Below are 11,114 nucleotides of genomic sequence, written 5' to 3'. Positions count from 1 at the left end.
CCACTAATAAACAGTACTATAGTTTCTCTTGCAAAAAGTGGAGGGGTAGCGAAGTGGCTAAACGCGGCGGACTGTAAATCCGCTCCCTCAGGGTTCGGCGGTTCGAATCCGTCCCCCTCCACCATTTAGGGGTATAGTTTAAAGGTAGAACGAAGGTCTCCAAAACCTTTGGTGTGGGTTCAATTCCTGCTACCCCTGCCAATAACAATAATGGCGGTTGTGGCGAAGTGGTTAACGCATCGGATTGTGGTTCCGACACGCGTGGGTTCGATTCCCACCAGCCGCCCCATTTAAATATTCATTATTGGGCTATAGCCAAGTGGTAAGGCAAAGGACTCTGACTCCTTCATCGTTGGTTCGATCCCAACTAGCCTAGTTATGGCGGCATAGCCAAGTGGTAAGGCAGAGGTCTGCAAAACCTTTATCCCCGGTTCGAATCCGGGTGCTGCCTTTAAATTTAGAAATGCGGGTGTAGTTTAATGGTAAAACTCCAGCCTTCCAAGCTGATGTCGTGGGTTCGATTCCCATCACCCGCTCTCGTTTGGGCCTATAGCTCAGCTGGTTAGAGCGCACGCCTGATAAGCGTGAGGTCGATGGTTCGAGTCCATTTAGGCCCACCATAAATCAATTTTCCGCAGTAGCTCAGTGGTAGAGCTATCGGCTGTTAACCGATCGGTCGTAGGTTCGAGTCCTACCTGCGGAGTCTACTTTTTCAAGTTAAACTTTTGAGGTCGAAACTAAATTGTTTCGACCTTTTTTTGTCGTCATTTGGAATTTGAGCAACCCTTCGAAAAATGTGTTGATATGGTGGGCAAGATTGGTATTATTAAGGTTGCGAAAAGGTGAATCGTGCTCTTCACCCACCAAAACGCAGAGCAAAGTTACGATAGCGGGTTAACAAAGAAAAACGGTAAAATTAGGAAACTGTGTAGATTGTTGTCCCTTCAAATGTTCGTATTTAAAGTGGAAAATGAGTTTTGACATCTTGATAAAAGGATCCGAACGCAGCGAATATCCGTTCATTGTACCCATTCGCCCTTCAATGGATACAATGAAGCGTTTGCAATGACAGATGATGTCAGCGGAAATTATATGCATAAATTAGATAAGAAAAACATGACAAACTATATTTATAATAAACATACGAAATTGCGTAGAAAGAAGGACAGTATATGGGCAAAGGACGAATGGAATTTGAGGTTCAGGAAAATGAATCGATTGGTGATTGCATGGATCGAATGAAGAAGCTGGGGTTTTCACCAATACGCCGGATTGAGAAGCCGATTTTTCAAGAAGTAATAAACGGAAGTCAAACGACCTATGAGCCGGTAGGCAGAAAAATTATTTTTGAAGCAAAGGAAATCGATTAAATACGAACGTTAAATATTAACAGAAAAATATTGTTCGTTTTTGTTGACCATTCGTAATGTAAATTGTTAAAATGAATTTGCGATAATTTAATAAATAATTAACCCTCGTATAATAATGGGAATATGGCCCGTAAGTTTCTACCCAATCACCGTAAATAGTTGGACTATGAGGGGAAGTGGATAATGTCAGAAATGGTAGGCATTTACATCTATCATTTCATGGTACTTTGCTGTGCCATTTTTTAAGCCCGGACAGACTGCTTTCTCTCACCAAAAAAAATGGAGAAGTAACTGTATTAGGGCTTTTTATTTTGAAAAAATTTCGGGGGGATAGATGCGTGGAAATAAAAGTTGCAGTCATTATGGGCAGTAAATCAGACTGGGAAACGATGAAGCATGCCTGTGAAGTCCTAGAGGAGTTAGAGATTCCATATGAAAAAAAGGTAGTCTCAGCTCATCGAACACCGGACCTAATGTTTGAATATGCCGAAGCAGCAAGACAAAGAGGAATCAAAGTCATCATTGCTGGGGCCGGCGGGGCAGCACATCTACCGGGTATGGTAGCGGCGAAAACAACATTGCCTGTTATCGGTGTTCCAGTTCAATCGAAGGCCTTAAATGGTCTTGACTCCCTTTTATCAATTGTCCAAATGCCAGGCGGAGTTCCGGTAGCCACTGTTGCGATCGGAAAGTCAGGAGCAACCAATGCTGGATTACTTGCAGCCCAGATTTTGTCGATTAATGACGCAGAACTTGCGAAAAAGATTGAAATACGACGAGAGACAGCGAAAAATGCCGCGATAGAAAGCAGTGATGAACTTGTCTAAACAAATTATTCTACCAGGGCAAACAATTGGAATTATCGGCGGAGGACAATTAGGAAGAATGATGGCAATTGCTGCGAAAGCAATGGGATATAGAATAGCTGTTCTTGATCCAGAGCCAGATTCTCCATGCGGCCAAGTCTCCGATAAAAAGATTGTTGGCGCCTATGACGATCTAGAAGCCATTAAGAAATTAGCAGAAGTAAGTGACGTCATAACGTATGAATTTGAAAACATTGATTCAGCTGCACTTGAGTGGCTTTGTGAAAATACCTACGTACCACAGGGAACGGAATTGCTTGAAATATCCCAAGATCGAATTAAGGAAAAAAATGCAATCCAAAACGCTGGAGTGGAAGTTGCCCCGTTTGCAGTCATTAACTCGTTAAAGGATATTTATGACAATGTGGAAAAGCTTGGATACCCAACTGTATTAAAGACTTCACGAGGCGGCTATGATGGAAAAGGCCAGCTAGTCATAAAAGAAAAACAAGATATTGAAAACGCGTCAGATCTCATTAATTTTGGTCAATGTGTCCTTGAAAAGTGGGTTCCCTTTAAGAAAGAAATATCAGTTATCCTAACTGGAAACGTAAACGGTGAAATAGCTGTATTTCCAGTTGCTGAAAATATCCATATTAACAACATTTTGCATCAGACCATTGTACCGGCAAGAATCAGTGAAAATGCATATGATAAAGCTATTCGCTATGCCAAAAAGCTTGCTCAAGAATTTCAACTTGTCGGGACACTTGCAGTGGAGATGTTTCTGACCGATAACGATGAAATTTACATAAATGAGCTTGCGCCAAGGCCGCATAATTCGGGCCATTATACGATTGAGGCCTGTGAAACCTCGCAATTTGAACAGCATGTCAGAGCCGTTTGTAACTTGCCGCTTGCACGTACTGATCTAGTAAAGCCAGCGGTAATGGTTAATATATTAGGAGAACACCAAGCTAAAGTATTGGAAAAAATGCCTGAGATCAAGGACTGGAAAATTCATTTTTACGGAAAAAGAGATCCGAAGCCAAAAAGAAAGATGGGGCACGTTACCATTCTTAGAGAGTCTGTTGAAACTGCCATTGAAGAAGCAAAAAACAGCAGTATTTGGGAAAGCTAATTTAAAGAAGAAAAAAGTTTGGAGGCAAAATTATGATCGATCGTTATACCCGCCCGGAGATGGGTGCCATTTGGACGGAAGAAAACCGCTTTAAGGCTTGGCTGGAGGTAGAAATTCTGGCTGACGAGGCTTGGTCTGTACTGGGAGTAATTCCAAAGGAAGACGTAGAGAAAATTCGTGAAAAAGCAACCTTCAATGTTGATCGCATTAAAGAAATTGAATTGGAAACAAGACATGATGTTGTAGCATTTACAAGAGCCGTTTCGGAATCACTTGGTGAAGAACGCAAATGGGTTCATTACGGATTAACTTCAACAGATGTTGTAGACACTGCTCTTTCTTATCTTTTAAAGCAAGCGAATCAAATTCTTTTAAAAGACATCGAAAATTTCATTGAAATTTTGAAGAACAAAGCAAAGGAACATAAATATACGGTTATGATGGGCCGGACACACGGCGTTCATGCTGAGCCTACTACCTTTGGACTAAAGCTTGCTCTGTGGTATGAAGAAATGAAACGGAACCTTGAGCGCTTCAAGCAAGCAGCAAAGGGAATCGAGTTTGGAAAGATTTCCGGAGCAGTTGGCACATATGCGAATATCGATCCATTTGTTGAAAAGTATGTTTGTGAAAAGCTTGGGATTCAACCTGCACCAATTTCAACTCAAACTTTACAACGTGACCGCCATGCACATTACATGGCAACATTAGCACTTATCGCTACATCGATCGAGAAATTTGCTACTGAGGTTCGTGGTTTGCAAAAAAGTGAAACTCGGGAAGTTGAAGAATTTTTTGCAAAAGGACAAAAGGGTTCATCAGCAATGCCACATAAACGAAATCCAATCGGATCAGAAAACATGACGGGAATGGCAAGGGTGATCCGCGGCTACATGCTGACTTCTTATGAAAATGTGTCATTGTGGCATGAACGCGATATTTCCCATTCATCTGCTGAACGGATTATCTTACCAGATGCCACGATCGGCTTGAATTATATGCTTAACCGTTTTGGAAATATTATTAAGAACTTAACGGTTTATCCAGAAAATATGAAACGTAACATGGACCGTACGCTTGGTTTGATTTATTCACAGCGCGTTTTACTTGCTCTTATTAATAAAGGTCTCTCTCGTGAAGAGTCTTATGATACTGTACAGCCAAAAGCAATGGAGGCATGGGAAAAGCAGGTTCCATTCCGCAGTTTAATCGAAGCGGAAGCTAAAATCACATCCTTGCTTTCTCCTGAAGAAATTGCCGACTGCTTTGACTACCACTATCATTTGAAAAATGTTGATACCATTTTTGATCGCGTAGGTTTAGGAGAATAAAAGGGGGGGGAGTCACTCCCCCTTACTCGATATAATATCAAGATTCCCAATTTTGAAAAACTAGGAGGCATTTCCCATGAAAGAACTTTTATATGAAGGAAAGGCAAAAAAAATCTATAGCACGGACGATGAAAATGTAGTATTGGTTGAGTACAAGAATTCTGCTACTGCTTTTAATGGAGTAAAAAAGGCTGAGATTGAAGGCAAAGGCCGTTTAAATAATCAAATTACAAGCTTGATATTTGTGAAGCTGAAGGAGCAGGGAATTGATTCTCACTTTATCGAGCAGATCTCTGAAACAGAACAGCTTGTTAAAAAAGTAAATATTATTCCTCTTGAAACAGTCGTTCGTAATGTTGCAGCCGGTAGTTTTTCAAAAAGGTTGGGAATCGAAGAAGGAAGACCATTAACGAAACCGATCGTAGAGTTTTATTATAAAGATGATGAACTGGGAGACCCTATTGTAACAACTGACCATATTCTCGAACTAGGCCTTGCGTCACTTGAAGAAATTGCTGTTCTCCAAGAAAAAGCTCTACAAGTAGATGCCGTTTTATCGAGCTTTTTTGATGAACTTGGCATTCGCTTGATTGATTTTAAATTAGAGTTTGGTAAAGACCAAGCAGGAACGATCTTACTCGCAGATGAAATATCTCCTGATACTTGCAGACTCTGGGATAAAGAGACAAATGAAAAGCTTGATAAGGATGTATTCCGCCGTGATTTAGGCAGCCTGACAGATGCCTATGAAAAAATTCTCGCAAGATTAGGAGGAACACAGAATGTTTAAAGTGAAGGTGTATGTCACGTTAAAGGAAAGTGTGCTAGACCCACAAGGAACAGCTGTAAAACATTCATTAAACTCTCTAAATTACAAAGAAATCGCTGATGTTAGAATCGGTAAATATATGGAGCTCACTGTTGAAAAGTCCGACCGTGACCTTGATGAAGTCATAAATGATGTTTGCAGCAAGCTCTTAGCAAACCCAGTCATTGAAGACTATCGGTATGAAGTAGAGGAGGTAGTTACCCAGTGAAGTTTGCGGTAATCGTCTTTCCAGGCTCCAACTGCGACATTGATATGTATCACGCAATTAAGGATGAACTTGGTGAACAAGTCGAATATGTATGGCATGACTCAGAAACTCTGGCAGAATTTGATGGGATCTTGCTGCCAGGCGGATTTTCATACGGCGATTACTTGCGTACAGGTGCGATTGCACGCTTTAGCAATGTAATGACAGAAGTGGTTAAAGCTGCTGAAGCCGGTAAACCAATTCTAGGTGTATGCAATGGATTTCAAATCCTCCTTGAAGCTGGACTACTGCCAGGAGCGATGAAACGGAATGAAAGTCTTTCATTTATTTGTAGGCCAGTTGAATTAAAGGTCGAAAATAGCCAAACAATGTTTACAGGTGAATATAATGAAGGCGAAGTCATCACCATTCCGATTGCCCACGGCGAAGGAAATTACTATTGTGATGAGAAAACATTGGAACAATTAAAAGCAAATAAACAAATTGTGTTTACTTATGAAAATAATCCGAACGGAAGTCTGGCGAACATTGCTGGTATTGTCAATGAAAAAGGGAACGTCCTCGGGATGATGCCACATCCTGAAAGAGCGGTTGATGACCTTTTAGGCGGATCGGATGGATTGAAAATGTTTCAATCGATTGTAAAGCATTGGAGGGAATCAAATGTTATCAAAGCTTGAACCTAGTCCACAACAGATAAAAGCAGAAAAAGTATACAAGCAAATGGGTTTATCCAATGACGAGTTTGCAAGAATTGAAGGCATTTTAGGACGTACACCAAATTATACAGAAACAGGTCTTTTCGCTGTAATGTGGTCTGAACACTGCTGCTACAAAACGTCAAAGCCAGTCCTTAAAAGATTCCCGACAACGGGTGAACGGGTTCTCCAAGGCCCTGGAGAAGGAGCTGGGATTGTTGATATTGGCGATGAACAAGCTGTTGTTTTTAAAATTGAAAGCCATAATCACCCTTCTGCGATTGAACCGTATCAAGGAGCAGCAACTGGTGTAGGCGGAATTATCCGTGATGTTTTTTCAATGGGTGCAAGACCGATTGCGATGCTGGATTCGCTTCGTTTTGGTGAATTGGATTCCGCAAGAGTTCAATTTTTATTTAAAGAGATCGTTGCTGGAATTGCAGGTTATGGAAACTGCATCGGCATTCCAACAGTTGGCGGCGAAATCCAATTCGACCCATCTTATGAAGGAAACCCGTTAGTCAACGCCATGTGTGTAGGACTAATTAATCATAAAGATATTCAAAAAGGGCAGGCTCATGGAGCAGGCAATACGGTTATGTATGTTGGGGCGAAAACCGGTCGTGATGGAATCCATGGTGCGACTTTTGCTTCTGAAGAATTATCAGAGCAATCTGATGAAAAACGTTCTGCTGTTCAAGTGGGCGACCCGTTCATGGAAAAGCTGCTGCTTGAAGCATGCTTAGAACTTGTCCATTATGACTCTCTTGTTGGTATTCAAGATATGGGTGCAGCTGGTTTAATCAGCTCATCATCAGAAATGGCCAGCAAGGCGGGCATGGGACTTGAAATGAACCTTGACCTTGTTCCACAGCGGGAAACTGAAATGACTCCTTATGAAATGATGCTGTCTGAATCCCAAGAACGTATGTTGATCGTTGTGAAAAAAGGACGCGAGCAGGAAATTGTCGATCTGTTTGCTAAGTATGGCTTAGAAGCTGTCTCGATCGGAACGGTTACAGACGATAAAATGCTGCGTTTATATCATAAAGGGGAATTGGTTACAGATGTGCCGGTTGATGCATTAGTAGCAGATGCACCTGTTTATCAAATGCCATCAACAGAACCAGCTTATTATCAAGAATTCCAAGCAATGGAAAATAATATTCCACAAGTGGATGATAATAAAGAAACGCTTATTAAATTATTAAGTCAGCCTACGATTGCCAGCAAAGAATGGGTGTATGATCAATATGATTATATGGTACGTACCAACACAGTCGTATCTCCAGGGTCTGATGCAGCCGTTCTTAGAATTCGCGGTACTCGTAAAGCATTAGCGATGACAACAGATTGTAATTCCCGCTACGCCTACTTGGATCCTGAAGTCGGCGGAAAAATTGCCGTTGCTGAAGCAGCGCGCAATATCGTTTGTTCTGGTGCAGAGCCATTAGCGATTACGGATAACCTCAACTTTGGAAACCCGGAAAAGCCTGAAGTGTTCTGGCAAATTGAAAAGGCGGCTGATGGTATGAGTGAAGCCTGCCGGGTATTAAATACACCGGTTATTGGCGGCAACGTATCCCTATATAATGAAACTAGCGGTACAGCAATCTATCCGACCCCAGTTGTGGGTATGGTTGGTTTGATAAAAGATATTGATGATATTACGACTCAGTCGTTTAAAAATGCCAGAGATTTAATTTATCTTATTGGTGATACAAAGGACGAGTTTGGCGGCAGTGAATTGCAAAAGATCGTAAATGGCAAGATTTTCGGTAAAGCACCTGAATTAAAGATTGAGGTTGAGAAGGAAAGACAGGATCAAGTTCTAAAGGCCATTCGTGCCAATCTTGTTGAATCCGCACATGATCTCTCTGAGGGAGGTCTGGCTGTTGCTCTGTCAGAGTGTCTTTTTAGTTCGGAAAATGAAAATCTAGGTGCAATTGTAACTATTTCCGGAAATCCGGTATCAGCTTTATTTAGTGAAACGCAATCCCGCTTCATCCTTACAGTAAAAAAAGAAAACCAAAGTGAATTTGAAAAGCTTGTAGACGCCACCCTTATTGGTGAAGTTACACTTTCGAAATCATTGCAAATTTTATCCGCAGATGCAACGATTTTAGAAGCATCCGTTGCTGAATTAAAAGATGCCTGGAAAGGGGCGATTCCATGCCTGCTGAAATCAAAGGATTAAATGAAGAATGTGGTGTTTTTGGGGTTTGGGGTCATGAAGATGCAGCGAGGATTACCTATTATGCGCTGCATAGTCTTCAGCACCGTGGACAGGAAGGTACAGGCATTGTTGTCTCAGATGGCAAAAAGCTAAAAGGGGCAAAAGGCGAAGGACTTGTTACCGAAGTATTTTCTCAGGATGTAATTAAAGGATTAACAGGAAATGCTGCGATTGGTCATGTTCGGTATGCAACAGCTGGCGGAGGCGGTTATGAAAATGTTCAGCCATTGCTGTTTCACTCCCAAAATGGGAGCCTGGCTCTTGCTCATAATGGTAATCTTGTAAATGTTAATTCACTCAAGCATCAGCTTGAAGCACAAGGAAGTATTTTTCAAACCAGCTCAGATACAGAGGTTTTAGCCCATCTAATGAAACGGAGCGGCTATCAAGCAGTAAAAGATCAAGCAAAAAATGCTCTGACCATGTTAAAAGGAGCATATGCTTATCTGATCATGACGGAAACAGAAATGATGGTTGCACTTGATCCGCAGGGGCTAAGACCACTATCATTAGGATGTCTTGGTGATGCCTTTGTCGTCGCATCGGAAACATGTGCACTTGATGTAGTCGGTGCGGAGTTTATTCGTGACGTTATGCCGGGTGAGTTATTAATCATAAATGATGAAGGAATGACATCAGAACGATTTGCTGTAAATACGAAGAGATCTATGTGTGCAATGGAATATATTTATTTTTCAAGACCGGATAGTAATATCCTAGGAATCAATGTCCATTCGGCCAGAAAAAGACTAGGGAAGCGTTTGGCAGCGGAAGCACCAATTGAAGCTGATGTGGTTACAGGTGTTCCAGATTCAAGTATTTCAGCTGCCATTGGCTATGCAGAGGCAGCAGGTATTCCTTATGAAATGGGTTTAATCAAAAACCGCTATGTTGGTAGAACGTTTATTCAGCCATCACAGTCATTAAGGGAGCAGGGCGTAAAAATGAAACTATCGCCTGTTCGTGGTGTCGTGGAAGGAAAACGGGTTATCATGGTTGATGATTCGATTGTTCGCGGAACAACCAGCAGACGGATTGTTAGAATGCTTAAGGATGCAGGCGCCCTAGAGGTTCATGTAGTGATTAGCTCTCCTCCAATTAAAAATCCATGCTTCTATGGCATTGATACATCATCGAAGGAAGAATTAATTGCCTCTGATAAGTCTATTGAAAAAATCAGAGAAATCATTGAAGCTGATTCACTAACCTTCATTTCCTTAGAAGGCTTGACGGAATCAATTGGAAAACTTGATGATGGTGAAACATCAGGCTTTTGCCTTGGATGCTTTACTGGAAAATATCCGACAGAAATTTATCCTGATACATTACAATATTATTACCAAAAATAAACCTAAAAGCTGAATCGCCCTTTATCGACGTACACTAGTCGATGGGCGTTGCAGCTGGATCGTTATAAAAATTCAAAGATTAAAAATCTGAAATTATACTAAGGAGGTGTCATGCCAATGTCAAATGCGTATCGAGAAGCCGGTGTAAATATTGAGGCTGGATATGAAGCTGTAACAAGGATGAAAAAGCATGTTCAAAAAACGGTAAGAGCAGGTGTGTTAGGCGGGTTAGGCGGATTTGGAGGCATGTTCGATCTTTCCGTTTTAAATTTAAAGGAACCGGTTTTGGTATCTGGAACGGATGGTGTAGGCACTAAACTGATGATCGCTTTTATGATGGATCGTCATGATACGATTGGGATCGATGCTGTTGCAATGTGTGTTAACGACATCGTCGTCCAAGGGGCCGAGCCGCTTTATTTTCTTGATTATATTGCTTGCGGTGCAGCGGATCCAGAAAAAATCGAAGCAATCGTTAAGGGAGTGGCAACCGGCTGTGAACAAGCAGGTTGTGCATTAATCGGCGGTGAAACAGCTGAGATGCCCGGTTTGTATGATCAAAATGAATATGATCTTGCCGGATTTTCGGTTGGAGCAGCAGAAAAATCAAAGCTGATTACGGGAGAAACGATTCAGTCTGGAGATGTACTGATTGGACTTGCTTCAAGTGGCATTCACAGCAATGGCTATTCCCTTGTCAGAAAAGTATTTTTAACTGATGCGAAATGGTCGTTAACGAAACATGTAGACGAACTTGGCTGTACGCTGGGAGAGGAATTGCTGCGCCCAACGAAAATATATGTAAAGCCTATTTTATCAGCACTTGAAAAGTTTACTCTTAAGGGACTTGCCCACATTACCGGCGGTGGATTTATTGAAAACATTCCACGGATGTTACCAGAAGGAGTAGGGGTAAAAGTAAATGAAAACAGCTGGCCAGTTCCTCCAGTATTTAAACTGATTTCTACGCTTGGAAAGATAGAAACCAAAGAAATGTATAATGTTTTTAATATGGGGATCGGTATGGTCATCGCAGTGAGTAAGGAAGAAGCTCCGGGACTGCTTGAACATTTTAAACAATTAGGTGAGCCAGCCTATGAAATCGGAGCAGTTACAGATACACAAGGAATTGAAATCAATTAACGG

Annotated in this window: 10 protein-coding genes, 8 tRNA genes and 1 riboswitch; all 18 genes read left to right on the top strand. The window is 41.5% G+C overall.

All coding sequences use genetic code 11. The features are described from left to right. The first annotated feature begins 39 nt into the window (after positions 1 to 39). The 18 genes from JN080_RS15085 (at position 40) to purM (ending at position 11,111) form a co-directional block, all read left to right on the top strand. A tRNA-Tyr gene (locus JN080_RS15085) sits at positions 40 to 124 on the top strand. Positions 125 to 127: 3 nt separating this feature from the next. Beyond that, positions 128 to 201: transfer RNA gene (locus JN080_RS15080), tRNA-Trp, on the top strand. Positions 202 to 213: 12 nt separating this feature from the next. Beyond that, a tRNA-His gene (locus JN080_RS15075) sits at positions 214 to 289 on the top strand. Positions 290 to 305: 16 nt separating this feature from the next. Then, positions 306 to 376, top strand: a tRNA-Gln gene (locus JN080_RS15070). Between the two features lie 4 nt (positions 377 to 380). Continuing rightward, positions 381 to 451: transfer RNA gene (locus tag JN080_RS15065), tRNA-Cys, on the top strand. Between the two features lie 14 nt (positions 452 to 465). Beyond that, positions 466 to 536: transfer RNA gene (locus JN080_RS15060), tRNA-Gly, on the top strand. A gap of 7 nt (positions 537 to 543) precedes the next feature. Next, positions 544 to 620 (top strand) — tRNA-Ile (locus JN080_RS15055). 11 nt (positions 621 to 631) lie between these two features. Beyond that, positions 632 to 703 (top strand) — tRNA-Asn (locus tag JN080_RS15050). Between the two features lie 469 nt (positions 704 to 1,172). After that, positions 1,173 to 1,370, top strand: a complete 198-nt coding sequence (locus JN080_RS15045) for an NETI motif-containing protein (protein WP_256236829.1) — start codon at positions 1,173 to 1,175, stop codon at positions 1,368 to 1,370. A gap of 85 nt (positions 1,371 to 1,455) precedes the next feature. Continuing rightward, a riboswitch (purine riboswitch) is annotated at positions 1,456 to 1,557 on the top strand. Between the two features lie 175 nt (positions 1,558 to 1,732). Continuing rightward, positions 1,733 to 2,197 (top strand): 5-(carboxyamino)imidazole ribonucleotide mutase, encoded by a 465-nt coding sequence (gene purE / locus JN080_RS15040; RefSeq protein ID WP_375141663.1) that lies wholly within the window; start codon positions 1,733 to 1,735, stop codon positions 2,195 to 2,197. Continuing rightward, positions 2,184 to 3,317 carry a 5-(carboxyamino)imidazole ribonucleotide synthase gene (gene purK, locus JN080_RS15035; RefSeq protein WP_256236827.1) on the top strand — a complete coding sequence of 378 codons (1,134 nt, stop codon included), beginning with the start codon at positions 2,184 to 2,186 and terminating at the stop codon, positions 3,315 to 3,317. Before purE ends, purK begins: the two co-directional genes overlap by 14 nt. A gap of 32 nt (positions 3,318 to 3,349) precedes the next feature. Continuing rightward, complete coding sequence (purB, locus tag JN080_RS15030) at positions 3,350 to 4,648, top strand: adenylosuccinate lyase (RefSeq protein WP_256236826.1); 1,299 nt, start codon at positions 3,350 to 3,352, stop codon at positions 4,646 to 4,648. Positions 4,649 to 4,724: 76 nt separating this feature from the next. After that, complete coding sequence (gene purC / locus JN080_RS15025) at positions 4,725 to 5,438, top strand: phosphoribosylaminoimidazolesuccinocarboxamide synthase (protein WP_256236825.1); 714 nt, start codon at positions 4,725 to 4,727, stop codon at positions 5,436 to 5,438. Continuing rightward, positions 5,431 to 5,685 (top strand): phosphoribosylformylglycinamidine synthase subunit PurS, encoded by a 255-nt coding sequence (purS, locus tag JN080_RS15020; protein ID WP_256236824.1) that lies wholly within the window; start codon positions 5,431 to 5,433, stop codon positions 5,683 to 5,685. Before purC ends, purS begins: the two co-directional genes overlap by 8 nt. Further along, positions 5,682 to 6,365 (top strand): phosphoribosylformylglycinamidine synthase subunit PurQ, encoded by a 684-nt coding sequence (purQ, locus tag JN080_RS15015; protein WP_256236823.1) that lies wholly within the window; start codon positions 5,682 to 5,684, stop codon positions 6,363 to 6,365. Before purS ends, purQ begins: the two co-directional genes overlap by 4 nt. After that, on the top strand, positions 6,349 to 8,580 hold the full coding sequence (gene purL, locus JN080_RS15010; protein WP_256236822.1) for a phosphoribosylformylglycinamidine synthase subunit PurL: 2,232 nt from the start codon (positions 6,349 to 6,351) through the stop codon (positions 8,578 to 8,580). The genes purQ and purL overlap by 17 nt, the downstream gene beginning before the upstream one ends. Then, the gene (gene purF / locus JN080_RS15005; protein WP_256236821.1) at positions 8,556 to 9,968 is read left to right on the top strand and encodes an amidophosphoribosyltransferase; all 1,413 of its coding nucleotides are present in this window, start codon (positions 8,556 to 8,558) and stop codon (positions 9,966 to 9,968) included. The genes purL and purF overlap by 25 nt, the downstream gene beginning before the upstream one ends. A 117-nt stretch (positions 9,969 to 10,085) precedes the next feature. Next, complete coding sequence (purM, locus tag JN080_RS15000) at positions 10,086 to 11,111, top strand: phosphoribosylformylglycinamidine cyclo-ligase (protein WP_256236820.1); 1,026 nt, start codon at positions 10,086 to 10,088, stop codon at positions 11,109 to 11,111. The last annotated feature ends 3 nt before the right edge of the window (positions 11,112 to 11,114 follow it).

This window comes from Bacillus sp. EB600 (assembly GCF_024494385.1).
Taxonomy (GTDB): Bacteria; Bacillota; Bacilli; order Bacillales; family Cytobacillaceae; genus JAEVLT01.
The sequence above is the reverse complement of the archived record's forward strand: the minus strand, read 5'-3'. Positions and strand labels throughout refer to the sequence as shown.

Coding starts and splice junctions, on each gene's coding strand:
- JN080_RS15045 (WP_256236829.1), top strand. CDS start 1,173: ATGGGCAAAGGACGAATGGAATTTGAGGTTCAGGAAAATGAATCGATT.
- purE (WP_375141663.1), top strand. CDS start 1,733: ATGGGCAGTAAATCAGACTGGGAAACGATGAAGCATGCCTGTGAAGTC.
- purK (WP_256236827.1), top strand. CDS start 2,184: ATGAACTTGTCTAAACAAATTATTCTACCAGGGCAAACAATTGGAATT.
- purB (WP_256236826.1), top strand. CDS start 3,350: ATGATCGATCGTTATACCCGCCCGGAGATGGGTGCCATTTGGACGGAA.
- purC (WP_256236825.1), top strand. CDS start 4,725: ATGAAAGAACTTTTATATGAAGGAAAGGCAAAAAAAATCTATAGCACG.
- purS (WP_256236824.1), top strand. CDS start 5,431: ATGTTTAAAGTGAAGGTGTATGTCACGTTAAAGGAAAGTGTGCTAGAC.
- purL (WP_256236822.1), top strand. CDS start 6,349: ATGTTATCAAAGCTTGAACCTAGTCCACAACAGATAAAAGCAGAAAAA.
- purF (WP_256236821.1), top strand. CDS start 8,556: ATGCCTGCTGAAATCAAAGGATTAAATGAAGAATGTGGTGTTTTTGGG.
- purM (WP_256236820.1), top strand. CDS start 10,086: ATGTCAAATGCGTATCGAGAAGCCGGTGTAAATATTGAGGCTGGATAT.